Here is a 26,309-nt window from a genome sequence, read left to right as displayed (position 1 = left end):
TAATCCTGCTTTTTTTATTAAAATCGGGAATGGAATGGTTAAACTAATGAATATTTACGAAAATACAGTTGAAGTTAAAAAAGAAGAAAAAGTCAAAGGTTACGTGCACTCAACCGAATCGTTTGGAGCCGTAGATGGCCCGGGAATCCGCTACGTTGCATTTTTGCAAGGATGCCGGATGCGTTGTATGTATTGTCATAATCCCGACACTTGGAATATCGGTGTTGGAACTGAGATGACTTCTGAAGAAATATTGGATGATGCTGAAAGATATCGGGCGTTTTGGGGTCCACAAGGCGGGATTACACTAAGTGGTGGCGAATCTTTAGTTCAAATTGATTTTACGCTCGATATTTTCAAAAAAGCTAAAGAAAGAAACATCAGCACTTGTCTCGATACAGCTGGTAATCCATTTACTTGGAAAGAACCCTTCTTTAGTAAGTTCGAGGAGTTAATGAGATATACCGATATTTCTCTTGTTGATATTAAAGAAATTGATCCAATTAAACACAAAAAATTGACGGGCGTTGATAACAAAAATATTTTCGAAATGATCCAATATATGGGCGAAAACCACGATGATATGTGGATTCGTCATGTGTTAGTACCTGGAAAAACCGACTTTGATGAAGATCTAGAGAAATTATCAGACTATATCGCACAGATTCCAAATGACGTCGTTAAAAAGGTGGAAATCCTTCCTTACCACACCTTAGGAGTCAGAAAGTACCATGAAATGAAAATTCCTTATAAATTAGAAGGTATTGAACCACCAACAGCTGAAAGAGTGAAAAACGCCGAAAAAATCTTAAAAACCTCTAATTATAATTTGTATAAAAATTGGCGACCAAAAATTATCTAAAAAACCTGTAAAAGAACTGCTTTAATAGTATAATCAAATAGGTAGTTTTTTTATGAGGGGATTAATATTGAAGTCAAAACACGATAGAACTTTTTTAGTGCGGTCGATTGGATATTTTGTAGCTCTTTCGCGTAATCTTAGTTACACAGAAACAGCTGCTCAGTTGGGGATTAGTCAACCTGCATTGACTCAGCAAATTAAAAAGTTAGAAGAGAGCGTTGGTACGCCACTATTTTATATAGAAGGGAAACGAATTCACTTAACTGAAGCGGGGGAAATTTTTTTAAATGCAACGCAAAAGGTAAACAGTATTTTTTCTGAAGCAAACGATGAAATTAAACAAGTTAGCGAAAATCATCACGATACAGTTACCATTGGAATCATTAATTCAATGCCTGCTAATGTGATAATAGACTTTATCGTAAAGTTCAAAGAAGAAGAACCGAATGTTGATTTTAATGTAAAATCAGTAATGCGGTATGGTCTAAGATCACAAATCGAGTCTGACTCAGTCGATGTTTTAATTATTTATTTGCCAGATAATTCATTTATTGGTTTAAATAACTATAAAACTTATCGTTTCTGTCGAACTGAATTGTTACTTGTCAGTCCGTTTAAAATTAAAGATGGCAACAAAATCACCCTAGAGGAAGCAAGAAAGTACCCTTGGGTTGGTTATCCTGAAGGTTATTATTTGGACCGGATTATTGCAGAGCAATTTAGAAAACAAAACATTCTTTTGCCCAAGTATTCTGCCCATTTTTCACAAGTTGAGAACATTTTAAACTTTTCTCAAAAGGCAAATACATTAACTGCAATCCCAGAAATTTGCCTTCCTTTTGTGAAAGAAAAGAGTTATATCTACCATTTCAGTCCAGCAATTAAATTTGATATTGCATTAATATATCGGCCTAGTAAACTGAAAATTCCGATTTTTAATAAGACTTTAAATGCATTTAACTCATATTTAACAGATAAAGATTTTTTAACCAGACTAAAAGAACTAGTTGAGGAGCAATAATGGATAAAGAGATAGTTTTTGGACACACAAATCCCGATACTGATGCAGTGGGCGCTGCAATGGCTGCAGCTGACTATTTTAAACATCAAAATGTTGAAACCGAAGCAGTGGCGCTTGGCAAGCCAAACGAAGAAACAAAATTTGCCTTAGATTATTTTCACCTAACAATGCCGCGAGTTATCGAGAAAGCTGACACTGAAAAGGTTATCCTAGTTGACCATAATGAAGCAAATCAATCAGTTGCAAACTTTAATGATTTAACGATTACTCACGTTGTCGATCATCATAAAATTGATCTTAAAACTGATGCTCCACTTTTTTATCACGCTGAACCAGTTGGTTGTACTTCAACAATTCTTTTTGATTTTTACCAAAAAGACCAAATCGAAATTCCCAAGGGAATTGCTGGAATGATGCTTAGTGCAATTATTTCTGATACTTTACTTTTAAAGAGTCCAACTACAACTGACCAAGATCGTAAAGCGGTTGAGCAATTAGCTAAAATTGCTGATGTTGAAGATTACCAAGCTTATGGGATGGAACTTTTAAAAGCTGGTACCAATTTGGCAAATCGGACAAATCACGATATTATTGAAGGTGATGCGAAATCGTTTGAAATGAACGGTAAAAAGGTCCGAATTGGACAGGTCAATACAGTTGATATTGATGAAGTGCTCAATCGACCTGGTTTGAAAGAAGATATTGAACAGGAGTTGAAAACTCAAGGATATGATGATATTTTACTAGTAGTCACTAACATCCTCGATTCAAACTCGAAAGGTATTTTCTATGGAGTTGATCAAATAGCGGTAGAAAAAGCTTTTGATGGGCCAGTAAATGACCATATTATTGACCTTCCAGGTGTCGTCTCACGAAAAAAGCAGATCGTTCCGAACCTAACAAAAGAAATGGAATAGAAAAAAAGGGGTTAGGGGGAAATTTAAACCCTAGCCCTTTTTTTATTGGTATTTAATGAAAAAATTAGTTCAAAATTTAATTTACAACGGACTCTATCAGGCAATTTATGTAATCTTGCCTTTTATTACACTCCCTTACGTCCAGCACGTTTTTACTAACCGTCAAATTGGAATCAATTCATACGTTAATTCAATTCCTTTATTTTTAAGCGTTTTGATTGGTATGGGAATGATCCAAATCGGTCCAAAAATTATTGCAAGCAGTCAAAAAGAAGACCATTATCACGAAGTTACGCAACTTTGGGGAATTCAATTTTATGTCGGAATTGCAACACTGATTGCTTATACAGTTTTTGTGCTTTTATTTATGGATTTTAAAGTTTATTTTCTATTTGAAATCCCTTATCTTCTGGGTTATGTCTTTGATCTCTCGTGGTATTTTTGGGGAACAGGTGAAGCCAGAGAAGTAATTATTAGAAACACTTTGATTAAAGTGTCAATCACCATTTTGATTTTTGTCTTTATTCATAGTGAAAAAGATCTTTGGATCTACATTCTGATTAATAGCGTGACTTATCTTGCCAATATTATTTTCTTTTTCCGGATGCAAAAGGACCTGGGACAAAGAATTCGCTTGCGAGATTTAAGTTTCAAAAACAAATACTTAAAGTCAGCATTAATTGTCGTCATTCCTTTACTAGCAACCAAAGTTTATACTTCTTTTGATCAAACTTTAGTAAAAATTTTATCAAATGCGGTTCAATTATCTTACTATTCGCAAGTGCAAGTTTTGATTACTGCTGTTTATACGGTTATTGCATCGACTAGTTCAATTATAATGCCAAAATTAGCTGAATTAGAGGCCAAAGAGTCTAAAGAACAAATGATGGCATTACTTAAAAAATCGCTGCAATATACACTCATTTTATCTTTATTCTGCGCTTCTGGACTAATGGTTAATGCGCACGATTTTGTCCTTTGGTATTCTGGGCCACGTTATTACCAAAGTATCAACAATTTGTTCTTTGCCTCAATGATTGTCGTCTTTATCCCCGTGGGTGGAGTTTTCAGTAACCAATATCTTTTAGCTGAGGGTAAATACGTCAAATATTCAGTTCCAACTTTATTAGCTGCTGCTGTTTCACTGATTTCAAATTTCTTAGTCTTAGGTGTTTTCCATTGGGGCGCAGACGGAGCAACTTTTACCATTTGTTTATGTGAAGCGCTGGTATTTTTCCTTTTTATTTTTCTTTGTCGTAAAGATTTAGATCTTAAATATCTGTTTAAAGGAAGCTGGAAAAGTCTTTTAATCTTTATCGTTGTCCTTGCAGCTGGTTGTTATTTGCCTCTACATTTTAGTCTGTTTATCAATTTAGTGATTAGAACAATTTTCATCACAGTTCTTTGGATTATTTTAGCCCTTATTTTTAGGCTGGATATTGTCTGGGACCTTAAGAAAATCGCAAAAAAACACCCCTAAAGTGGAGTGTCTCAAAAATCTTATTAAACGAATTCAACAAATGTGGGTTCAAACAGTTGAACATTTGCTTGGATTACTTTTAGTGTACCGTCTTCTTTAACTTGATACATCGTGCCATTATCTGAGTTTTGATTACTGGCAAATAATAATTGATCTTTGTCATCCAGGGCAAAATCGCGGGGAAAATCACCTTCGGTAGAGATATTTTGAATTTCCTCCAGTTTAGAGCCTCCATCAAGAACTGAGAAGGCGATAATTGAGTTAAAACCCCGATTGGCAAGATAAAGGTACTTTCCATCCTTAGTGATTTTAATTGCGCTAGCTCCGTTATGCTCTTGATAACTTGCAGGGATAGTTGGGTACTCATGCAATTCGGTGATTGATTCTCCGTAAGTGAACACTTTCACCGCACTACCAAGTTCTCCTACACAATAGAAATATTTTCCGTTGGGATTAAAAATCACGTGTCGCGGACCAAAGCCAGGATTAACTTTAATTTTTTCAGTTGGGGTTAGCTTATTATCTGTAATATCGAAGAAAATAATTTCATCAGTTCCCAGATCGCAAGTAATCAATTTGCCGTCAGGGGTTAGATTAACATAGTGAAAATGCGAGGAATCCTGTTCTTCTTTGACTCCTTTGCCATGATTTGTATACGTATCTAAAAGGTCAATATGGCCTTCTTTAGACAGTGAATAGAGATTAATTGTGCCCATATGATAATTAGCATCAAAGATTAAATTATGTTCCGGATTTACTGCAACGTAGGCAGGCGGGGTCTGATCTTTTAAAAAACTTGAAACTTGTTTATATTGATCGTCTTGTTTTTTATAACAAGCAATCCCAGCCTTGGAACCTTCTTTAACTACAGAAACAACCGTATCCTGATAAGTTGCCAAGTAGGTGGGATTATCAACTTCAATCAACAATTCCGGTTTTGAAACCACCTGGGCCTCAGTATCATAGTTACTTATATAAATCCCTTTGCTCGTTTTTTTGGTATAGCCACCACTAATTATTTTCATTCGAAAAACTCCTTTTTTTCTTTAATTATAAACCAAACTCGACCATCAGCTGTGATAAAATAAAGAAAAATATATAATTTTGACAGTAAAGAAAGTGAGGAATCATTAATGTTATTAGGCAGCGTTGAAGCAGGTGGGACAAAATTCGTTTGTGCCGTGGGGGACGAAGATTATAGGATTTTGCATAAAACACAATTTCCAACAGATGATCCTAAAGAGACCATTGAAAAAACAATTCAATTCTTTCAACAGTTTCCAGAATTACAGGCGTTATCGATTGCCTCTTTTGGTCCAATTGAATTACAAAAAAATAATCCAAATTACGGATTTATCACAGATACTCCAAAATTAAAATGGCGGCAAACTGATTTTGTTGGACCAATTAGTAAAGCTCTTAATGTTCCAATTTACTTTACTACTGATGTTAATGCCTCAGCTTACGGCGAATATGTTACTGCCCAATTGTATAACGAAAAAATAGATTCTTTGGTTTATTATACAGTTGGAACCGGTGTAGGTGGCGGTGCAGTTTTAGGCGGAAAAATCCTCCAAGGAATCGGACACCCTGAAATGGGACATACTTTTGTTAAAAGACATCCTGATGACCTAGAATTTGAGGGAATATGTCCATTTCACGGAGATTGTCTCGAAGGATTAGTTGCTGGACCAACCTTTGAAGCACGCTTGGGAGTTAATGGTGCTGACGTCCCTAAAACTCACGAAATTTGGGACATAATGGCTTACTACGTAGCCCAAGCCACAATCCAGCAGACGATGATTTTACGACCTAATAACCTCGTATTTGGCGGTGGAGTAGTCAGTGAAGAATTTTTAGTTAAGGTCCGTAAACATTTTAAAAACATGCTCAATGAATATGTCCATGTACCTGATTTAAAACAATACATTCAAATGCCTCGTGTTAAAGACAACGGATCAGCAACACTTGGTAACTTTGCGTTAGCTTATCGAGTTCAGTCGGAATAAAAAAGCAAAAACACTCATATCTACTATAATATTAAAAAGAGAGGATTGATAAAATGAATGAACAAGACAAATTGTCGATTTTAAGTAAACTGGTTGGCTTTAAATCGGTTAACGACCACGAAAAACCTGTCGCCCAATACCTGCAAGAACTATTAAAAAAATATGATATCAAAAGTGAAATTGTAGAAATTGGTCCTGACCGAGCCAATTTAGTCGCCGAAATCGGCTCAGGCAAGCCTGTTCTTGCTATTTCTGGGCATATGGATGTGGTCGACGTTGAATTAGCGAATTGGAAAACTGATCCATTCAAGATGTCAGAAATTGATGGAAATTTATATGGCCGTGGTTCAACTGATATGAAATCAGGTTTAGCTGCAATGATCATTGCAATGATTGAATTAAAAGAAAGCAAAACACCAATTAACGGAACCATCCGTCTTTTAGCAACAGCTGGTGAAGAAGTAGGTCAGGCGGGGGCTGAAAAATTATTCCAAGACGGTTATATGAAAGACGTCGACACTTTGTTAATTGGTGAACCAAGTGGTTATCGAGCCGTTTATGCTAATAAAGGCGAGCTTGACATAACCATTAAGTCAAAGGGCAAAGCTGCTCATAGCTCGATGCCTGCTCTAGGTAATAACGCAGTGGAACATTTGTTAAACATTCTTGATCAAATTAGAGAAATGATGAAGAATAAAGGAGGCAATGCCCACAACGAAGTACTAGGGGACACAGTGTTTAATATTGATATCATTAAAGGCGGCACTCAACCTAATGCCATTCCTGGTTCAGCAGAAGCTGTCTTAAACATTCGGACCATTCCTGAATTTGACAATGAATCCATTCTTAAATTAATTAAGCAAGAAATTGAAAACTATAATAATTCAACAAGGGGCGACATCTCAATGGATGTTGAAATGGATATTATTCCAATCATCGGAGATGTCAATTGCAAAATCATTGAGCTAATCAAAAAAATTGCAAAACCATATATGAGTAATATCAAATATACCCCCGAACAAATCAAACTTGCTGAAGAACAATCTAGATTAACGGGAATGCCATTTTCTACTACGGAAATCAAAACTATGGGCGTTTCAGGTGGTACGGATGCTTCTAAATTCTTATTTGATCGACCTAATGGGTTTAATTACGTTGTCTTCGGTCCTGGTGAAAATAATGCTCATCAAGATAACGAATATGTTACCAAACAAATGTATTTTGATTTTATTGAAATCTATAAAGAACTTTTTACTGAATTTTTCGCTTAAAAATAAAAAATCTCTTAATTGTTGAATTAAGAGATTTTTTTTACTTAAAATTTAAAATGAAGTTCCAAGGATTCTCAACAAGTTGAGGTCCTTGAGCTGTTTTTACCAAGATAGTCTTTGCCCGCTGATTAGCATATTCTTCGAGTGAAAAACCGTTTTGACCGTGAACAATTTGAACATCCACGTGAGTCTTAAACTGATTCAATCGATCGATTAAATCAAGGGCTGTCTGCTGATCGAACTCGACTTGATCAGCCGTAATAATTACATCTAAATCGCTATTAGGATTAACCATTGGGATTTTAGTGACAACTTCAAATTGAAGACTACCTGAAACTCCCCAATTATATTTAATCATTAAAGGTGAAATCTGATGTAAAGTTTTGAATGCTGGTTTTTGCAATTGTTCTTCGGTCACAGAACTAATTAAATCCTTAGTATCTCTCGGGGTTACTGGATCTTCCCAGTTATCGAAGCTAAGATCTGCAGCGAAACGTTGTGATTTTTTAAATCCTCTAATTCCAACCGGCAATGATGAGTTATTTGAGCCTCTTCTGACAATTACGAACGGGGTTTGCTGCAAGATATCTTGAGACCATTCGGGTATTTGGAGGTTTTCGTCAAAAAAGCGAGTCAAATCTTTAATTTTAACTAGTGTGTGTGGCTCAGGGAGTCCCATTGTTCATCCATCATTTTTCTAACTTTATTGGTAGCAACGCGTCCTTCTTTAACTGCAACCGGATTAGTATAACGGAAGCTAAAGTCTCTCGGTTCATCGTCTAAACTACTCAGAGCTTCTGAAATAGCATTTTCGACAGTTTTAATTGCTTGCGGGCTACTGTCAGTTCCCTTAATTCCTGGAAGTAATTTATACAAAGCACCGAGTTTCGAATAATTCTCAATATCATATGCCATTGCTGGAACATGTTCCGTTGCTTTTTCCAATTCAGCAATTGTCCTTTGAGTAATTCTTGCAGCACTAGCTTTACTCATTGCCTGAATTGTAATTGCTAGATCATCTAAAGCAATAAGCCGGTTTGATTGCAAGCCATGGGCCAAAAAACCACCGGAAACAGCATCGCCTGGAATAAATGCAACTAACTTATGTCCTGCTTGACGGGCCTTAGCGTAAGCATCTACACTGGCAGCTAGTGCAAGATGAATCCCAATTAATTCTTCTTTATAGCCATATGCTTGACTTGGAACATCGACAACCATGATAATTGGCGTCTTTTCCTCTTTATCTTTATCCTGGGCAACTAAATCGTTAATAATGCTCGCAACTCCAAAGCCTTCCAATAAGCCAACTTCACCGTGACGTACCCGAGGGAAGCGATTATTAGCATCCGGCACAATTGCAATGTATTCTAGGCCGTCATGTTTTGCATGTAAAACCGTTGATAATTCACTTGTCGCATCTTTAATACTGGTTAACTGTTCAAACCACTGACGACCCCGACTTGGAGTTGTCTTTTCACTACCTGATTTAGCTTCTGCCAAATGGTGGCTAGTTGGTTTAACTTGATCATAAATCGTCTGGTAAGCTTCGATATCAAGTGGTTTTGCAGGATCAAGATTTTCTAACATTGAAAGATAAAAGTCACTCTGTTGCGCGCGCTTAGCATCTAAGTTCTGATCAATAACTTTAGCAATTGCTTTTCTAAAATCTTCAACATCATCAGACACAACTTCATCAACGATGCCAGTTTTTTGGCGTTGCCGACTACCTAAAGTATTCCAGATTAAATTTTTATCGCTCGAATCAAATTCCTGTACGCCGGCTTCTTGTTCAATTACTTCTGGACCGTTTAAACCAACGCGCGCCCGGTCAGTCGCAATTAAATAGGACATTAAGGCACTTGTAATGGACATTCCACCAAAACTGCCGACTTGTCCTGGCACTAAACCAATTACAGGAACGTATTTCTTAATTGCCACAATCATGTTTTGGATTTCAGATATTGAAAGCAATCCATAGTTAGCTTCTTGAAGACGAACTCCGCCGGTATCCAAAATGATAATTGGGTAAACCTTCTTACCATTTTGGTTATCTTTTAAAACGTGTTCAAGTGCTGAAACAATTTTTGCGCCACTTACTTCACCGATGCCGCCACCTTGAAATTTACCTTCAATTGCAAGGATTACAACATTTTTGCTATCGATTTTTCCTCTAACAATGACAACTCCGTCGTCACTTTCTGGTACAATGTTTTGCGGTTCGAGGTGAGGGGAGATCATGTTGTCAAATGGTCCGATTAACTCGTTTCCTTGATGATCATCTAAAAGTGCAAAGGCCCGCTCGCGTGCCCTTAATTCAACAATACTATTATTCATTTTTTAACGCCTCCATTGCTTGAGTTAATCTTAAGTTGACCACACCTGGAGTCGCACCAAAATCGTTAATTTCGTAGTCGGCTAAAATAGAGTAGCGATCAAAGAATCTTGTTAAAACATTTTCCCAAACATTTTTAAATCCATCACTACCAGTGACAATATTTAGTTCAGCCTCTTTATTTTTTGATGGGTACATAATGATTTCTAAGTCTCCAGAAGCAACAACTCCAATATGGACCGGCTTTTGAATTGATTTATCTGCCGGAAACGAAAAGTGTAATTTTTCCATAAATATATTCCTTTCTTATTAAGACCAATTTCTGAATTTTGCAGGAGGATTGTAAAGGCCCTTTGACCATTCAACAATTTCTTCCATGTTCTTAGCTGCTAAAAGTGAGCGTTTAGCATCAGTTCTCTTAACTCCCAGGTCTTCAGGTAACGCGACAATGCCGCGATTACGAAGATCTTTAAGCGTTTCAGATTTACTACGCAGCCCGACAGGCGTAACTCCAGCAATTGCTTCAATAGCTTGTTTTCTTTCTGCCATACTATCGGTCTTATAGAGATAAGCAATTCCTTCTTCCGTCACAATATGAGTCGTGTCTTCTGTATAAATCATAATCGGAACATTTGCTAATTTTGCTTCTTTTCTTACGTCCTCAGCATCTAAATGATCAACAAAAACTGGTCGCTTGTTAGAACCAAAGGTCTCAACCATCTGGACTACTAATTTTTGACCTTTAGCTAGCGGATCATCATCAGGTTTTAAACTTTGCCAAGCTGGAGTAGAATGACGTCGACCAGTTGGATTAGAACCCATATTAGGCGCTCCCCCAAAGCCAGAGAGTCGACCATTAGTGACGGTTGATGAATTTCCGAATTGATCAATTTGGAGCGTTGAGCCAACAAATATATCTAAAGCGTATTGCCCCGCAACTTGCCCAAAAGCACGATTAGAACGCATTGTCCCGTCTTTACCGACGAAAAAGACATCGGGACGAGCAGCGATATATTTCTCCATCCCAACTTCACCGCCGAAACTATGCACTGATTGGACCCAGCCGCTTTCGATTGCTGGAATTAATGTTGGAGTTGGATTTAACTCCCAATTAGGAATAATTTTTCCCTTTAATCCGAGTTGTTCGCCGTAAGTTGGCAAAAGCAACTCAATTGCAGCTGTGTTAAAACCAACCCCGTGATTTACTGATTGAACGTTATGTTTCTCATAAACGCCGCGAATCGCCATCATAGCCATCAAAATTTGTAGTTCAGTGATATTTTGAGGATCTCTGGTAAATAGTGGCTCTAATTGATATGGTTGATCGGCTTGAATAACCACGTCGACCCAATCTGAAGGAATGTCAACTCTTGGCAGCTGATCAACAATTTCGTTAGCTTGGACAATGACAATTCCGTCTTTAAAGGCGGCTGATTCGACAATTACTGGCGTTTCTTCGGTGTTATAACCCGTGTATAAATTTCCTTGACGATCTGCTTTATCCGCAGCCACCAAGACAACATTAGGAATTAAATCGATAAAAAGACGACCGTATAATTCTAGATAAGTATGGATATCGCCAACTACCAAACTTCCATCAGAAATCATCTGAGATACCCGGGTGCTCTGGGGACCTGCATAAGAAAAATCCATCTTACTAGCAATTCCATTTTCAAAAATATTTAAATGTTCTGGGCGTGAAATACTGCTCATGATCATATGAAGGTGGTTTACTTTTTCTGGATCAACTGTTTCAAGGGTCCGGGATAAGAAATCTGCTTGTTTTTGGTTATCACCTTCCAAAACAACGCGATCACCACTATCAATTAAAGTTTCTAAAAGTTCTTTTGCATCACTAGTTTGGACGAACTTTCCTTGCATTAAAGAACTTGCTTTTTCTAACTTAGTCTCTTTGGCGCGCCGGTTATGATCCCAGCTTTGTTTTTGTGCCATATTTAAGAACCTCTTTTCCATTTTTTGATTAAATAAGCTGCATCTTCTATCGTCATCTGATTCAAATTGACTTGATGCTGTTCAGAGAAGTATTCGCCCAAAACTGCCTTAAATGGCGATCCAGGTTGAAAATCAACTAAAACCTTTGGCTGATAATTACTAGCAACTGACATCATCTCCCAAAAATGAACCGGGTAAGCGATATTATCACTCAAATCTTGTCGAATTAACTCACTTTGCCGCACTGAATGTCCGGTATCATTTGCTAGATAAACTCCTTGAGGCGCTTTAATCTGAACAACATTTAAGTAATCCTTCATTTTTTTGGCGACATCATTCATCAAAGGGGAGTGTGATGGAACAGGAACCCGCAAGCGAATTGCCTTGGCAGCACCGAGGTCTTGAGCTAATTTAAGAACTTGATCAATTGCATTTAAAGAGCCAGATACACAAATTTGAAGCGCCGAATTTTGATTAGAAGTAAAAACTGGTGCATCAGATGTAGTGACTTGTTGGACAATTTCATCAACATCTTGCAATGAGAGCCCATTAATAGCTCCCATGCCGTATCCGGCCGGAAATGATTCTTTCATCAATTCGGCCCGGTACTTAACGCTTTTAAACACGTCTTCTAGACTCATACAACCCAAAGCATAAGCGGCTGGAAACACTCCCAATGAATGTCCTGCCGCTAGTCCCGGCTTTAGACCTAAGTCAAATAATTGCTGAATTTCAAATACTTGCAATAAAGTAATGCTAACTTGGATTTGAACTGAATCCTGATATCCAGCGTCACTATCAAGTAGTTCCATATCCAATAAATCACTCACGTATTTTTTTAAATCAGCTGGAACCTGCTCAAGCATCCCGGCTCGTTGGCCTCCCTGGCCAGGAAAAATCCATAAATCATCGTTCACTTGCATCCCTCCTTTTTAGAAGTTAAGATGAATCTACACTTAAAAACACGAAATAATCTTTGATCCTCACACCATCATTTTAGAAGGTGAAAGCGGTTTTGAATAATGAATTATTGGAATTAAAAATAACTTTTGGTAATGAAAGAATTGAGAGGGGGGCAAATGAATATTAATCAATTGAAAGGTTTTGTCCTGGTAGTGCAAAATGGCAATTTAACTCAAGCCGCCAAAAAGCTGTTTGTCAGCCAACCTGCGATGACGAAATTGATTCATCAGCTAGAAGAAGAATTAGAAACTGAACTTTTTACCCGGCAGGGTAGGGCAATGAAATTAAATGCTGCTGGTAAATTATTTTATCCTTACGCAAACTCAATCATTGAGCAGTGGCAAAAGGGAATGGATGCACTTAAACAACAAAAAGACAACAACATCGAGCCAATCAAAATTTATGTCCAAGTGGCATCTAGTTTGATTCCAGAAATTATTAAGTCGATTAGAACAATTTTTCCTAATGTTCCGATCCAGTTAAATCAACGCATCACGGCAATTCCTAACGCCCAAGAATTCGACTTTATTATTTCCAATCGGCCTGAAAGTAACGACGATCGAGGACTGACAGTAATTCCTTTAGCGCGAGAAGAAATTTATGTCGGCGGCTCAAGCGGTCAAATTCATAATCAAAATATTACTTTAGCAGAAATTGCCAAGTTACCAATTGTTATGTTGGGACTCCACACACCATTACGTAGTGAACTAGATCTTTATTTTGAAAATCATCACTGCCATCTCAAATATCAATTTGAATCAGATGATCCCGCAACTATTAGAGAACTCCTTCTTAGTAACGCTGGGATTGGTTTTATTCCAGCAATCTCCTGGCGTAAAGTGGGGGAGAAACTTCATCTTGCAAGAATTGTGCCGGATGCGCCTGGTAGAACGATCTATTTAACTTATTCAACCGCTTCCCACACTAAAAGAAACCAAATTATCGCCAAAACGCTGGAAAAAGTTTTTAGCCACGAAGCAGCTCAAGCATTAAAAATTTAATTTGCCGATTACCTCAAATTGTGCTAGGCTTACTAGTGAAATAATCTTTTGATCCTCAGAAAACTTATGTTTATGGGGGTAATATGAAAGAAGAATGTACTCACAACGGAGCCGACATTGGTGACTATCTGAAACTGTGTGCCTGTACGGCTGTAATCTTACAAACGATTTTGGGCTTGGCTCTCAGTGTTCATCCAAGTAATGGGATTCAAGTAGGGATTGGCTATCTATATAATTTTGTCAAATTTACAGCTCCTGCGTTTATTTTTGGAATCCTTTACACGACTACTCGGACCACGGTTCACGGATCTGAACATTTATCATACAAACAATATCTAAAAAATTCTTGGCATAATTTATTTGTTCCAACCATTTGGTGGACAAGTGTTTATTTATTTTTCTTACCTTACGTGCAGCAGGTTAATCATTATCACGATTTACCAAGTTTTATTTGGCAGTTTATTAACGGTAATGGGGCACCTCATTTGTGGTATAACACGATGATGCTACAATTCATCATTCTAATGCCAATCTTTTGGGCGATTGCAACTTGGTGTCGTGATAATCAGACAAGAGGCTGGATTATCATCGGACTGACCGTAATCATTACTGCATGCTGGCTTTGGTTCTACGATACTAATGTGTTTCACGGAACTCACGAAAAAGATTGGTACTTATTCGATCGCTTGTTCTTGAGTTTCTTCATTTACGGAGTTTTTGGCACTTTAGCTTGGCAGTATCGCAAATACTTTAATCAAATGATCCAAAAATTCTGGTGGATTTTCTTATTAGTTTTTGTCGGTTCATTTTGGTGGATCAATCAGGAATTGATCAGCTTTGGGACCCCAGTTCTTTTAACTAATGCGCCATATTATAAGCCGTCGATGACTATATATGACTTGGCGATGATTATGTTGATCGCAGCTATTGCGCTTTACCAAATCAACCGTCAGATTAAATTCACAGCGCGAGTTCATCAATTTGCTGGATTTGCTTACAAAGCTTACTTGTCAAATGTTTTATGGGCTCAACTGATTTGGCATACCTTTGGTCAATCATTAATGAAGGCCAACACAATTATCGGAATTATTGTTATTTACATCTTAACCTGGTGTCTAGCATTTGCTTCCGCCTTTGGAATTCACTTTGTTTGGCAAAATATTAAAAAGATGCTTAGCAAGTAACGGGAGTGTTGATTGGAAACGATCAACACTTTTTTTGTATAAAAAAAGCCTGACCGGTTAAGATCTAGCTTGCTTTCTCAACTATTTTCTTTGAACTAAAGAATTCATTCCCTGGTTCATCTTCGCATCATCGTTATCTTCAGAATTACTACGAGCTAATGGAGAATTTTGCCCTCCACCTTGCGGTTATTGAGCATCTTTTTTCTGCTCTGAATTTAAATATTCCTTGTCTGCCATATCTTTAAGCAAAACATTCTTTTCCATATTTCCTCCAGGAAACATAACTTTGATATTCTGATTCAGCTTAGAATCATTGCCAGCCAGAACTTTGTCCACTCTGATCGTCGCTATTGTAAAAGCTAGGGTCGGGGATTTTCTTACAGGATTATCTTTTAAATCAATAACTGTTCCCTGAATTGTCATATTCCCTTTTCCTATCAATTCATCAAAACTATCAGGATAATCTTTTAAAAGACTTTCTGTTGAAACATTATTATAAATTTCCCCCTTATAATGTTTTTTGTTAGTAGTTTTCGAGTAATATTTCTTTGATTCTTTTTTTACTTTACTTTTTGAATTCAGATCAGAAGTTGATTTAGTGTTGTTTGCTTTAACTAGGTAAAAGCCGCCCAAAATCAATCCTAAAACCAAAACAAAACTAGTTAAATATAGAGCCATTCTATTGTACTTTTTCATTAAAAAACCCTTTAAATACTTTTGTAAATCGTAGCATAAATGGTTGAAAATATAATATGATGAACTATCTAAAAATTAATAAAGTGAAAATCACAGCTAAGCTCATGATCGTTAATAATGCCAATCGATTGCAAAAGTGAATAAATAGTAACTGGACCAACGAATTTAAAACCACGTTTCTTTAAATCATTTGAGATTTCAATACTAAGTTCATCCTTGGCAGGAGCAGGGTTGTTAGAGTCAATTCGATGATCAATGGTTTTGAAGTTCGTAAAATGCCAAATATATTGATCAAAACTGCCAAACTCTGCTTGGACTTTTAAAAACTCCTGCGCATTATTGATAGATGCGTTTACTTTTTGACGATTGCGCACAATTCCGGGATCACTCATCAATTCTTCAATTTTGTTTTGATTGTAATTAGCTACTTTATGGTAGTCAAATTGATCATAAGCGTTACGGAAATTATTTCTTTTAACCAGAATTGTCCGCCAGCTCAGACCAGCTTGAAACATTTCTAATATTAGCATTTCAAAAATCTTTTGATCATCATGTTCCGGGCGACCCCATTGTTCATCGTGATATTTAGCCTCAATGGGATCATTTGCCCAAAAGCAACGTTTAATTTCTGACATCAGATTACTCCAAATTGTTTTCTTTAAGTTTAACAAACTCCTCCGCGGCTTCAAACACTCTACTTCGTATAATATATATTATGTTAACCAAATGAGTTAAATAAAAGCCAACCGATTGCCCGGTTGACCTCAGACTAAGAGTATAACGATGAGTGGGAATCTTTAAGCTTCGTCTGAAAGCTATGGCATTCCTGAACCACCTTTAGTATAACAAAGTTTGTACTAAAGATCCAATCAAATTATCTTTTTTCCTAATTGATAAATAGTTTGGTATTCTGAATCTGGTACTAACATGCCACCAGTTGACCAAATGATGTGATTGGCGCTTTCCATCGGATAATGCTCAGATAAATATCCTTGTGCTTGTCTAAGCGCCGCAAATCCTGCAGTAGCAGATGGTTCAACTTTAATTTTTTCGCTATCCCATAAAGCCGCCGTGTATGCAAGGACTCGTTCATCGTCAAAAGTTCCAATTCCCAGAAGCAAAGTTTTCATCAATTTGCCTGCAATTCGTGATGGCCGTCCAACCGCTAAACCATCTGCTTCTGTTTTTCCATCAAGACCAATATCATAAACAGAGATTTTGTCATTTAACCCTGTCGCCATTCCTAAAAGAACTGAGGAAATATGAGTTGGCTCTGCAAAAATCGCATGAACATTCGGACCTAAAATTTCTTTTAAACCAAAAGTAACACCACTTGGTGAACCACCAACACCCGCGGGTAAATATACGAACAGCGGATGATGAGCGTCTACTTTAATATTTTGATCTTTTAATTGTTTTTGTAATCTTATTGCAGCAACGGAATATCCCAAAAACAAATCATAACTACCTTCATCATCAATAAAGTACATATTAGGATCTTTTTCAGCTTCTTTTCGCCCAGCAGTTATTGCAGCAGTAAAACTACCGTCATATTCAATGACTTTAACTCCCTTTGCTCGAAGCAAATCTTTTTTCCAAGTTTTAGCATCTGAGGACATGTGAACTTTCACTTTAAAACCAAGACGAGTAGCTACAATTCCGATACTAAGCGCTAGATTTCCCGTTGATCCAACAGAAATACCGTAATGACTAAATAATTCTTTAAATCTATCTTCTCTTAAAATAGAATAATCATCTAAATAAGTCAGCATTCCAGCTTCAATCGCAACTTTTTCTGCAAACTTTAAAACTTCGTAAATTCCACCACGAGATTTAATAGAACCAGAGATCGGTAGCTTATTATCTTCTTTAAGGTAAACATTTCCGGGTAAAGAATAATTTTCCAGCTGTGTAAGCGTTATTTTCATCTTGGGAATCGGGGTTAATGGAGATTCAAGAATCCCGTGACTTGGCGCCGTTTCTGGAAATTCAGCAACAAAATAAGAAGCAAAACGATCAAATCGTGCTGCAGCATCAAAGATATCGGCTTGTGAAACAGGTAAATTAGCGGAATCTCCGTAATCTGGATTAAGCCAAAAAACTTCTTTTGCTGCCATTAAATCAGCTACAATTGGTGATGCCTTAATTAAACTATCAATATCCAAGCTTAAATATCTCCTAACTATTCTTTATTAAGATAACCGATCTCATATGCATCTCTTGCAATCATTAACTCTTCATCGGTGGTAATCAGCAAAACTTTAACAGCTGATCCCTCACCTGTCAGATCTATTTCTTCGCCTCGAACATCATTTTTTTCCAGATCAATTTTTGCATTTATAAACGAAAGTTGATTAATAATGTTTTCGCGAATTTCAGCATCATTCTCACCAATACCAGCAGAGAAAGTTATCACATCAACTGAACCCATCTCAGCAACGTAGGAACCAACATATTTAACAATTCGGTTTACGAAAATATCCAATGCTAGCCGTGCTCTTTGGTTGGTATCTTCTACTTTCTGTAAATCCCTCATATCAGGAGAAATGCCCGAAAGTCCCAACAATCCTGATTTTTGATTAAGGATGTCAGCCATTTCATTTGGGTCGCTTATTTTTAACTGGCTCATCAAAAACAAGACCAATGAAGGGTCAATATCGCCCGAACGGGTTGACATCGTAATTCCTGCCATTGGAGTAAATCCCATCGATGTATCAATGACTTTACCGTGCTCAGTAGCAGTAATTGACGCTCCACTGCCAAGATGCAACGAAATGATATTAAGATCTTCCAATTTTTGATTCAGCATTTCAGCAGCTCTACCAGTAATGTAGCGATGACTTGTACCATGCGCTCCATATTTTCTCGCGCCGTAATTCTTATAGTACTCGATTGGAATACTATATAAATAATTAACTTCTGGCATTTGCGAATAAAGAGCCGTATCAAAAACTGCAACTTGCGGCAACTTAGGATTAGCCTGCACAAAAGCTTCCATTCCCCGTGCTTCACTATAATTATGTAGTGGCGCATAAATTGACAAATATTTAATGTTATTAATAACGTGTTGATCAACTAGAGTCGATTTTTCGTAGGTCTCTCCCCCCGCAACAACTCGGTGCCCTACTCCCCCTAATTCATCAAGACTATCAATTATCTTAGAATCAACGAGATTTTTTAGTAGCAGCGTAACCGCTTCGTTATGATCTTTTACATCTTTTTGAAACTCTATTTTCTTGCCGTCATTTGATTTCAACTCAAAAGTTGAACCACTTAATCCTAAGCGATCGACCATGCCTGAAGCAATTACTGTTTCTTCTGGCATTTCAAAAAGTTTAAATTTAAGCGTGGAACTACCACAATTAATCGCAATAATTTTGACCATATTTTTTACATCCTTCTATTATATATACTTAATCTCTCTGCTCCAGGCTTTCAAAGTCGAGAATAACTTCTGATAGCTTTTGAGATCCTCAATATCAGCAAGTTGATAAATCAAAACCGGAGTTATCTGTTTGGCATTATCGCCATGCTTCTGGAGAATAATAATGTTCTTAACAAATTTATGATCGGTAAAACTGTTGAGCGGCAGACTAATAATTCCTTGGATATAAGCGCTTTCTCTCAACATTCTTAATAATACACCACTTTGCTCACTTGTGAAAATATTTTGCGGAACTGCCATAATAGCAAAACCGTTATCGTTTAAAATTTGGATACTTCTCTCAATAAAAAGATTCTGCACGTAAGTCAAATTATCATTGTCTTTAACTTGGAAGTCATCAAGCCCTTGGGTTTGGGGATAATACCCGACCGGCACATCACTAACCAAAAAATCAGCTTTCTTCGAAAAATTATAACTGACTACATCGTCAAAAACCTGTTCAGTTGCGTTACCAAACGAGAAAAGAGGACGGTATTCGTTAGAAAAATCAAAGAACTCTTCATTATTATCAATTAAAGTAGCGTTAATTTGATCATTTTGAAGGTTTGCTAAAATCGAAAAAGTGAGACTCCCCGTCCCCCCGCCGAAATCGACTAATTCAACCGACTGTTCATCAGCTAGGAGCGAAATAATTTCCGAAAAAATTAAGCCAATCGCAGGTGGTGTCAAACGATGATTAAAATCGTGATCATTGCGCACCAAAACATTCACCGCAATTGACTCAACTAAGAGTTGCCGTTCCTTCAAGCTTAAATTATTTAAATGATTTGCATCTACTATTTGTTGATATTTTGGCTGATCGAAATTTTTAATAAAATCTGTAACCTCAGCTAGTTTCGTAAAATTCAAATCGTGGTCAAGCTGACCAATATTTTTCAGGATATTAGGATCCATATTCAAACCATAACTTTATTTTCATTTCAATTACCATCTTAACCGAAATAGAAGTAAAATTAAAGATTTTGATTCCAATTTTTATGGTGTGTCGTTAACCAAAGTGAAAGTAATTTGTCCTGTGTAGTACCCTGGCGCTGGAATATCATGCGGATTACCGTCAAAATAGTATTGGCTCCCAATTTTAATTGCCAGAGCGACGGCGTATTTGATAGAAACCGAATTATGCCATTGGTTCCATAATTCGGACGGCGATAATTATAACTAGCTCTGGTGTCAAAATTGCTTAAATCTAATGTGGTTAAGGAACTACACCCATAAAACATACCGCTATACAAAATTCTCGGTTTCAATTATCCAATTTTGACGATTTTAAAATCAAAAAAGGCGTAAGCTGTTAACCTACGCCAAATTTTAATGAGTGAGATGTTTAACAATTCGATCCCCCACAAATTGAATCAAAAAGACTAATATTAAGATAAAAATCGTTGCGACAATCGTAACATCATTTTCAAAACGTTGAAAACCAATATTAACTGCTAAGCTCCCGAGTCCTCCAGCTCCGACTGCGCCAGCCATTGCGGTTAAACCGATCAAGCTAATGATTGTCAAAACACTCGCACGCACCAACTCTGGCAACCCTTCAACCAAATAAATATTAAACACGATACTTACATTAGACTCTCCCATCGCTTGAGCTGCTTCGATCACGCCGGGATCAACCTGGACCAAAGCATTTTGCACCTGCCGAGCATAAAACGGCGTTGCGGAGGCAACTAAAGGCACTAGAGCGGCAGTCGGTCCAATTGTTGTATGCACGATTAGACGAGTAAACGAAGCGAGGAGCGCTAACATTATAATGAAGGGAATGGAACGAAAGACGTTAACTAATTTATCTAAGATACTGTAGAAAACCGGGTGGGGATTGATTCCGTTTTTATCGGTCACCACCAATAAAACTCCGAAAAACAATCCTAGAATTCCCGCCATAAATGCGCTAGCAAAGGTCATATAGAGAGTCTGCCAGATCGCACTGACAAATCCATAATCGCCGCTCCAATTAGTTACTACATTTGGTAAATATTTTGCAATAAAACTCATTTTTCATCGATCCCTTCAATTTCTCTGACGTGCACCTTTGATTGCTTTAAATAATCGATTGCTTGCGTAATTTGTTCTGACTGTCCTGACAATATAACCACTAAATTGCCAAGCGGCTGCCCCTGAAGCATTTCGATGTTGCCGTAAAGAATATTGGCTGATACTTGAAATTTCTGATACAAAGACGAGATCAATGGCTCATCTGCAGATTCTCCGAGATATGAGAGTTGAAGCATCTTCTCCCCTGCCTTAAGATTTCTGACATCGAAGGCTGCTAAAGTCTCATCTAATCGAGTTGTAGTGTTAATAAACGATTTAGTGAGCGCAGTTTTTGGCTCGCTGAAAATTTGATAAACAGAACCTTCTTCAATAATTCGACCTTGATCCATCACCGCCACCTGATGGCTAATTTGTTTAACGGCTTCCATTTGGTGCGTAATTAAGACGATCGTTAATCCTAGTTGTTTGTTCAACCGATTCAATAATTCCAAAATCGACTGAGTAGTCTTGGGATCCAGCGCACTCGTTGCCTCATCAGAAATCAAGATATCAGGATGATTTGCCAGTGCTCGGGCAATTCCTACCCTTTGCTTTTGGCCGCCAGATAACTGACTCGGGTAATTATTAGCTTTATCGCTCAGTCCAACCAATTCCAGAAGTTCCTTAACTCGCTCTGATTTTTGCTGCTTGGTCAAATCACTGCCCTTTAGCGCAAAAGCAACATTATTAAATATTGTCCGGGCATTCATTAAATTGAAATGTTGAAAAATCATCCCGATTTTTTTCCGGCTAGCGCGCAATTCCTGCTCTTTTAAACTTAAGAGATCCTGACCATTTACCAGAACTTCTCCCGCACTTGGGCGCTGCAACAGGTTGATTACTCGTACCAAAGTGCTCTTACCAGCACCGGAGTAGCCGACGATTCCAAAAATATCGCCCCGATTAACGTTTAAGCTCACGTGATCAACCGCCCGTACTTTCTTTTCCTTGTTCGAAAAATCAACAGTGATGTCTTTTAATTGAATAATTGGTTCTTCCAAAGTGATTACCTTCTATCTTTAAAATTTATAATTCCAAGCGGGAACCGACGAACCCTGGTAGACCTCTTTTAATTTTTGAGCAACTTTTTCAGTCTGATACGCCTTAACTACTTCTTGATACGTTTTATTGTTTTTGTCTTTCTTTTGAGCAACTAGAACGTTGATCCAAGGCTTAGATTTCTTTGTAATTTTTTCAGTGTAAATAGCAGTGTGGGGATTCAATTTAGCATCAAGTGCGACGCCATTATTGATTATTGCCACTGTCACGTCATCAAGCGAACGAGCGGTTTGAGAAGCATCGAGTGGTGTAATTTTAACTTTTTTAGGATTCTTAACGACATCATTTGGCGTTGGAATTTCAACTCCTGATTTCAAAGTGATAACTTTTGCCGATTCCAGCAATTGCAGCGCCCGTGCTTGATTCGTAGCATCGTTAGGAATTGAAATCGTATCACCGCTCTTTAAATTATCGATACTTTTAATTTTCTTAGAATAAACAGCCAGCGGAGCAATAATTGTATTGCCAATTGGTACTAAATCAGCATGGTGAGCTTTATTCCAATTATTTAAATAAAAAATATGTTGATAAGAATTAAGATCAATATCGCCGCTGACTAAAGCTTGGTTTGGCTGATCGTAAGTCGTAAATTGCACCAATTTAACCTCAATGCCCTTTTTCTTTAACTCCGGCTTAATCGCATCCCAAACCCGTTCGTCGGATCCAATAATCCCGACCTTGACTGTTTTTGTCCCCTCACTCGATGACTCGCTTTTCTTGCTGCTGCCACACGATACTAAAAATAATGCAGCGCAGAAAGTCAAAACTAGCAATAACAATTTTTGATACTTTTTCATTTTCCATTCCTCCTAAATTTAAAACCAAAAAAACTCGCTTCTAAAATAATTTAGAAACGAGTTACTCGTGGACCATTCTACTTCAGGATCAGCTTACACTAATCCCCTCACTAACTTACAAAAAGTACTATAAGCGTGCACGGTAATGGGTGCCAGGCATCATCGCTTAAAATATTCAGCGATGCCAATCATGGGCCATTTTCGATTGACTTAATCTAACTTGTTCTCATCTTCTCAAGCTCTCTGGATAGACTTCATCAATTTACTTTCCCAATCAACTTGTTTGGTTTGATTGATATAGAATTTAAATCATTTTGAACTAATTGTCAAATCTTTTTTGAAAAAAAAATCAAAAGATTGACAACTGTGTTTATAATTAAGCAAACAGGAGGAACAAAAATGAATAAAGAAAAGAAAATTAAAGTTTTACAAGACTTGATCAAAATCAATTCAGAGAACGCTCACGAAATCAAAGTGGCGCAATACTTACATGATTTATTATCTGAGTACCAAATCGAAAGCGAAGTTCTCCCACTTGACGGGGACCGCGCAAACTTGGTGGCTGAAATTGGTCAAGGTGAAGATCCTCGGATTTTAGGATTTTCAGGCCACATGGATACGGTTGCAGTTAGCGATACCAACGAATGGACCTATGACCCATTTTCTGGTCACATCGAAGGTGATCGGCTTTATGGACGAGGAGCAGCCGACATGAAAAGCGGTCTCGCAGCTCAAGTCATCGCTTTAATCGAAATGACTGAAGAAGGCAAACTTCCGGCCGGAAAAATTCGCTTTTTAGCCACTTTTGCCGAAGAAAGCGGGGCTCCTGGCTCAGAACTTTTAACCAAGCAAGGCTATTCCAAAGATCTTTCAGGCTTAGTTATCTCTGAACCTACCAGTGGTCGGGTAATTTATGCCCATTCAGGATTTTTGAATTATCAAGTCGAAAGCTTTGGCATCGCTGCCCATAGTTCAGATCCAAGCAAGGGAGTTAATGCAATTAGTAACTTGCTGCCTTTTTTAAATGTTGAGAAACACTTCTTTGAATATGCACCCGAAGACCCCATTTTAGGGCCAGTTCCTCACAGTGTAACGATCATTGAAGGCGGCAAACAAATCAACACGATCCCTAATTATGCCCTGCTCCGAGGAAATATTCGGCCAACTAACAGTTTTTCTAACGAAGAAGTGATTTCGGTCTTAAACGCCGAAGTTGATAAAATTAATCAGCTCCCTGATCACCAACTAAAATTAACGATCATCAACGATCTCTTGCCAATTGGCACTGATCCTCAAAGTGAATTTATCCAATTTATTAAATCTATGGCCCAAGAAGGTTTCGCCACTAACGACATTGAACTCGACATCATGAAAGGCGGCACTGACGCCAGTTTATTTATTCGAGCTAACCCTAATTTACCTGTAGCCATTTTTGGAGCTGATGATTGGAATATTTCTCATCAAAAAGATGAATTCACCACATTAAGCAGTTATTTTCATTTAATTGATTCATTGAAGCTGATTGGCGAAAAGTATTTCATCAATGTGCACTAGCGTTTAAAAATCCGCTTATATCCATTTTTAAGTTTAACGGTCACTGTTCCGTCTTTTTTATTGACGGTTCCTTGATCGGTTTCGAAATATTCTTGATCTTCGGGACAAAGCCGTCTAATCGTATCACTAAGATAATAGTTACTGATTAATTGACTAGAATCAGTGTGATCTAAAGTATTTCGCTCGATAAATAAAACAACAATTAAAACCAAGTTGAAAATTAAAACTGCACTCAAAATAGTGCTAGCGCGCAGCCGGTGACGTCTCAAAGAATATATATGTTTCAAATTTTTTTCCATTGATTACAACTTTTTCCTTAATGGTTTCATTGTTTTCTTGCTGATAACTTAACTGATCAATTCCTGTTAAAAGCGGCATATGTCCGCCATTGACACTACGAACTCGGATCATATTTTTATATCTTTCTAAAAAAACAGTATTTCCATTAGATACGCCAGAAAATTTCAGCTGATCTGGTGAAAATTCCTGCAGCTTAACTTCATCGCCTAAATAAATATCTCTTTGAATTACTGCCAAATGATAATCGTTAGTTGTTTCATTTTTGACTTGCTGATTAATGGCCTTTAAACAGCTGATTATTAAAGATATTACAAAGACCGCCAGACAAGTTAAAAAGAGAGAAATAACCGCTTCAATTAAGAGAAAAGCTGGTAATTTATTTTTCATTCCAATTAATCTCCATTTGATGCTGATTACTGAGATTAATAGCTTTAATTTTGCCCCGATCCAAACTAATTTCATAAATCACACTATTTATGGTGATTTGACGTGGAATTTGGGTTTGCTTTTGGCGTGCCATCGCCGCACTTCGCAAACAAAAAGCTAAGTTCTCTTGCTCTGAAAATTTTTTTGTCGCCCGATAACTCGACCAATAAGTACTCGTCAGGCTGAAAACTCCCAGCGATAAAATAGCTAACGAGATGATACTTTCCAACATAATAAAAGCTTTGAGTCTAAACTTTAACAAAAGTCACCGTCCCCCATCCCATCTGTAACGTTAAACGATACAAATTATTATTTGTCTGATCTTTAAAAAAGATAGAAATCGGCGCGATCCCTTTTTCCCCATAGATTCTCACTTCTGAATTTTTAACGAGCGTTAAAAATTTAGGTAACTTCATACAAGTGTTTGTTTTTTGAGTTAAAAGATTTTTCACCGTGATCTCCTGAATGTCTCGATCAAAAAATATCAGAAAATAGTCGTCATTAACCAAAGCCTGTTCCTTTAAAACATTAAACTTCTGATTTATTTCGACGGTAAAATTTTTAATTTCCTGATCACGAAAAGTCGTTTTAGGAACTAAGAAAGAAATGCTTAGAACCATCACGGTTAGTGCCAGGGTTATCACTGTTTCTATGAGCGTAAAAGCCTTACATTTAAGGAGTGATGGAAACATTGCCATCGTTGCTGATCGAAATTTTAGCTTTTTTCGCTTGCTCGACTTGGCGTTCATTAATCGCTCCCGCTGTTTTCAATTTATCCAAAGTGATTGGTTTTTCGATCTCATCAGAATAAAGATCAACTTGCGTTTGGATTGTCGTAACTAAAGCTGAATTAGTCTTATTTTCTGCTTTCTTCTTTTGACTGTTTAAATTAGGCAAAATAAGAAGCATTAAAAGACCAATAATAAAGAGTACGATCACCATTTCGATTAACGTAAATGCGTTGGACTTCTGGTGTTTTTTTAATTTACTAATTAATTGTTTCAT

Annotated in this window: 29 protein-coding genes and 1 other annotated feature; of the genes, 9 read left to right on the top strand and 20 right to left on the bottom strand. The window is 37.3% G+C overall.

Annotated features, from left to right (window positions below; translation table 11 throughout):
* The first annotated feature begins 16 nt into the window (after positions 1 to 16).
* The 4 genes from pflA to R8495_RS05190 all read left to right on the top strand — a co-directional run bounded on the left by pflA (position 17) and on the right by R8495_RS05190 (position 4,280).
* Positions 17 to 862, top strand: a complete 846-nt coding sequence (gene pflA, locus R8495_RS05205; RefSeq protein ID WP_425613269.1) for a pyruvate formate-lyase-activating protein — start codon at positions 17 to 19, stop codon at positions 860 to 862.
* A 67-nt stretch (positions 863 to 929) separates the two neighbouring features.
* Entirely contained in the window at positions 930 to 1,883 is a 954-nt protein-coding gene (locus R8495_RS05200; RefSeq protein ID WP_317636463.1) for a LysR family transcriptional regulator, read from the top strand.
* On the top strand, positions 1,883 to 2,800 hold the full coding sequence (locus R8495_RS05195) for a manganese-dependent inorganic pyrophosphatase (protein ID WP_317636462.1): 918 nt from the start codon (positions 1,883 to 1,885) through the stop codon (positions 2,798 to 2,800). Before R8495_RS05200 ends, R8495_RS05195 begins: the two co-directional genes overlap by 1 nt.
* A 55-nt stretch (positions 2,801 to 2,855) precedes the next feature.
* Complete coding sequence (locus R8495_RS05190; protein ID WP_317636461.1) at positions 2,856 to 4,280, top strand: oligosaccharide flippase family protein; 1,425 nt, start codon at positions 2,856 to 2,858, stop codon at positions 4,278 to 4,280.
* Positions 4,281 to 4,303: 23 nt separating this feature from the next.
* Here R8495_RS05190 and R8495_RS05185 read toward each other — a convergent pair whose 3' ends face one another.
* Positions 4,304 to 5,305: a lactonase family protein gene (locus R8495_RS05185; protein WP_317636460.1), complete on the bottom strand. Its 1,002-nt coding sequence runs from the start codon at positions 5,303 to 5,305 to the stop codon at positions 4,304 to 4,306.
* A 108-nt stretch (positions 5,306 to 5,413) separates the two neighbouring features.
* Here R8495_RS05185 and scrK point away from each other — a divergent pair, with 108 nt between their 5' ends.
* Together scrK and R8495_RS05175 are read left to right on the top strand one after the other, a co-directional pair.
* Positions 5,414 to 6,289: a fructokinase ScrK gene (gene scrK / locus R8495_RS05180; protein ID WP_317636459.1), complete on the top strand. Its 876-nt coding sequence runs from the start codon at positions 5,414 to 5,416 to the stop codon at positions 6,287 to 6,289.
* Positions 6,290 to 6,342: 53 nt separating this feature from the next.
* The gene (locus R8495_RS05175; protein WP_317636458.1) at positions 6,343 to 7,560 is read left to right on the top strand and encodes an ArgE/DapE family deacylase; all 1,218 of its coding nucleotides are present in this window, start codon (positions 6,343 to 6,345) and stop codon (positions 7,558 to 7,560) included.
* A gap of 40 nt (positions 7,561 to 7,600) precedes the next feature.
* On the opposite strand, the gene R8495_RS05170 is transcribed toward R8495_RS05175, so the two are convergent.
* Genes R8495_RS05170 through R8495_RS05150 form a run of 5 tightly spaced genes read right to left on the bottom strand, consistent with a single transcriptional unit; the run spans position 7,601 to position 12,762 of the window.
* A complete protein-coding gene (locus R8495_RS05170; protein WP_317636457.1) occupies positions 7,601 to 8,239 on the bottom strand; it encodes a malonate decarboxylase holo-ACP synthase in 639 nt (212 codons plus the stop codon).
* Entirely contained in the window at positions 8,212 to 9,894 is a 1,683-nt protein-coding gene (gene mdcD, locus R8495_RS05165; protein WP_317636456.1) for a biotin-independent malonate decarboxylase subunit beta, read from the bottom strand. Before mdcD ends, R8495_RS05170 begins: the two co-directional genes overlap by 28 nt.
* On the bottom strand, positions 9,887 to 10,183 hold the full coding sequence (locus tag R8495_RS05160; RefSeq protein WP_317636455.1) for a malonate decarboxylase subunit delta: 297 nt from the start codon (positions 10,181 to 10,183) through the stop codon (positions 9,887 to 9,889). The genes mdcD and R8495_RS05160 overlap by 8 nt, the downstream gene beginning before the upstream one ends.
* An 18-nt stretch (positions 10,184 to 10,201) precedes the next feature.
* Positions 10,202 to 11,845 (bottom strand): malonate decarboxylase subunit alpha, encoded by a 1,644-nt coding sequence (gene mdcA / locus R8495_RS05155; protein ID WP_317636454.1) that lies wholly within the window; start codon positions 11,843 to 11,845, stop codon positions 10,202 to 10,204.
* A 2-nt stretch (positions 11,846 to 11,847) separates the two neighbouring features.
* On the bottom strand, positions 11,848 to 12,762 hold the full coding sequence (locus tag R8495_RS05150; RefSeq protein ID WP_317636453.1) for an acyltransferase domain-containing protein: 915 nt from the start codon (positions 12,760 to 12,762) through the stop codon (positions 11,848 to 11,850).
* Positions 12,763 to 12,924: 162 nt separating this feature from the next.
* On the opposite strand from R8495_RS05150, the gene R8495_RS05145 reads away from it, so the two are divergent.
* The gene (locus R8495_RS05145; protein WP_317636452.1) at positions 12,925 to 13,809 is read left to right on the top strand and encodes a LysR family transcriptional regulator; all 885 of its coding nucleotides are present in this window, start codon (positions 12,925 to 12,927) and stop codon (positions 13,807 to 13,809) included.
* A gap of 83 nt (positions 13,810 to 13,892) precedes the next feature.
* Complete coding sequence (locus tag R8495_RS05140; RefSeq protein ID WP_317636451.1) at positions 13,893 to 14,993, top strand: acyltransferase family protein; 1,101 nt, start codon at positions 13,893 to 13,895, stop codon at positions 14,991 to 14,993.
* Positions 14,994 to 15,179: 186 nt separating this feature from the next.
* Here the strand turns inward: R8495_RS05140 and R8495_RS05135 are convergent, their stop codons facing one another.
* The 9 genes from R8495_RS05135 to R8495_RS05100 all read right to left on the bottom strand — a co-directional run bounded on the left by R8495_RS05135 (position 15,180) and on the right by R8495_RS05100 (position 23,024).
* Entirely contained in the window at positions 15,180 to 15,689 is a 510-nt protein-coding gene (locus R8495_RS05135; protein WP_317636450.1) for a hypothetical protein, read from the bottom strand.
* A 68-nt stretch (positions 15,690 to 15,757) separates the two neighbouring features.
* Positions 15,758 to 16,324 carry a DNA-3-methyladenine glycosylase I gene (locus R8495_RS05130; RefSeq protein WP_317636449.1) on the bottom strand — a complete coding sequence of 189 codons (567 nt, stop codon included), beginning with the start codon at positions 16,322 to 16,324 and terminating at the stop codon, positions 15,758 to 15,760.
* Positions 16,325 to 16,558: 234 nt separating this feature from the next.
* On the bottom strand, positions 16,559 to 17,854 hold the full coding sequence (gene dsdA, locus R8495_RS05125) for a D-serine ammonia-lyase (RefSeq protein WP_317636448.1): 1,296 nt from the start codon (positions 17,852 to 17,854) through the stop codon (positions 16,559 to 16,561).
* Positions 17,855 to 17,871: 17 nt separating this feature from the next.
* Positions 17,872 to 19,074 (bottom strand): acetate/propionate family kinase, encoded by a 1,203-nt coding sequence (locus R8495_RS05120; RefSeq protein WP_317636447.1) that lies wholly within the window; start codon positions 19,072 to 19,074, stop codon positions 17,872 to 17,874.
* Between the two features lie 18 nt (positions 19,075 to 19,092).
* Positions 19,093 to 20,028, bottom strand: coding sequence for an N-6 DNA methylase (locus R8495_RS05115; RefSeq protein WP_317636446.1), 936 nt, complete (start codon positions 20,026 to 20,028; stop codon positions 19,093 to 19,095).
* Positions 20,029 to 20,087: 59 nt separating this feature from the next.
* On the bottom strand, positions 20,088 to 20,354 hold the full coding sequence (locus tag R8495_RS11160) for a hypothetical protein (RefSeq protein WP_425613268.1): 267 nt from the start codon (positions 20,352 to 20,354) through the stop codon (positions 20,088 to 20,090).
* Positions 20,355 to 20,442: 88 nt separating this feature from the next.
* Positions 20,443 to 21,129 carry a methionine ABC transporter permease gene (locus tag R8495_RS05110; protein WP_317636445.1) on the bottom strand — a complete coding sequence of 229 codons (687 nt, stop codon included), beginning with the start codon at positions 21,127 to 21,129 and terminating at the stop codon, positions 20,443 to 20,445.
* Positions 21,126 to 22,157, bottom strand: coding sequence for a methionine ABC transporter ATP-binding protein (locus tag R8495_RS05105; protein ID WP_317636591.1), 1,032 nt, complete (start codon positions 22,155 to 22,157; stop codon positions 21,126 to 21,128). The genes R8495_RS05110 and R8495_RS05105 overlap by 4 nt, the downstream gene beginning before the upstream one ends.
* Positions 22,158 to 22,187: 30 nt before the next feature.
* Positions 22,188 to 23,024, bottom strand: coding sequence for a MetQ/NlpA family ABC transporter substrate-binding protein (locus R8495_RS05100; protein WP_317636440.1), 837 nt, complete (start codon positions 23,022 to 23,024; stop codon positions 22,188 to 22,190).
* A 49-nt stretch (positions 23,025 to 23,073) separates the two neighbouring features.
* Positions 23,074 to 23,311: a binding site (T-box leader), on the bottom strand.
* Between the two features lie 112 nt (positions 23,312 to 23,423).
* On the opposite strand from R8495_RS05100, the gene R8495_RS05095 reads away from it, so the two are divergent.
* Positions 23,424 to 24,578, top strand: a complete 1,155-nt coding sequence (locus R8495_RS05095; RefSeq protein WP_317636439.1) for an ArgE/DapE family deacylase — start codon at positions 23,424 to 23,426, stop codon at positions 24,576 to 24,578.
* On the opposite strand, the gene R8495_RS05090 is transcribed toward R8495_RS05095, so the two are convergent.
* The 5 genes from R8495_RS05090 to comGC are packed head-to-tail and all read right to left on the bottom strand — an operon-like array spanning position 24,575 to position 26,309.
* Positions 24,575 to 24,814 (bottom strand): hypothetical protein, encoded by a 240-nt coding sequence (locus tag R8495_RS05090; RefSeq protein ID WP_317636438.1) that lies wholly within the window; start codon positions 24,812 to 24,814, stop codon positions 24,575 to 24,577. The genes R8495_RS05095 and R8495_RS05090 overlap by 4 nt on opposite strands.
* A gap of 7 nt (positions 24,815 to 24,821) precedes the next feature.
* Complete coding sequence (locus R8495_RS05085; RefSeq protein WP_317636437.1) at positions 24,822 to 25,265, bottom strand: ComGF family competence protein; 444 nt, start codon at positions 25,263 to 25,265, stop codon at positions 24,822 to 24,824.
* The gene (locus tag R8495_RS05080; RefSeq protein ID WP_317636436.1) at positions 25,255 to 25,566 is read right to left on the bottom strand and encodes a hypothetical protein; all 312 of its coding nucleotides are present in this window, start codon (positions 25,564 to 25,566) and stop codon (positions 25,255 to 25,257) included. The genes R8495_RS05085 and R8495_RS05080 overlap by 11 nt, the downstream gene beginning before the upstream one ends.
* Positions 25,553 to 26,053 carry a hypothetical protein gene (locus R8495_RS05075; protein WP_317636435.1) on the bottom strand — a complete coding sequence of 167 codons (501 nt, stop codon included), beginning with the start codon at positions 26,051 to 26,053 and terminating at the stop codon, positions 25,553 to 25,555. Before R8495_RS05075 ends, R8495_RS05080 begins: the two co-directional genes overlap by 14 nt.
* Positions 25,977 to 26,309, bottom strand: a complete 333-nt coding sequence (gene comGC / locus R8495_RS05070; protein WP_317636434.1) for a competence type IV pilus major pilin ComGC — start codon at positions 26,307 to 26,309, stop codon at positions 25,977 to 25,979. Before comGC ends, R8495_RS05075 begins: the two co-directional genes overlap by 77 nt.

The sequence above is a fragment of the Xylocopilactobacillus apicola genome (assembly GCF_033095985.1).
Classification (GTDB): Bacteria; Bacillota; Bacilli; order Lactobacillales; family Lactobacillaceae; genus Xylocopilactobacillus; species Xylocopilactobacillus apicola.
This window is presented reverse-complemented; position numbering and strand designations above follow the sequence as displayed.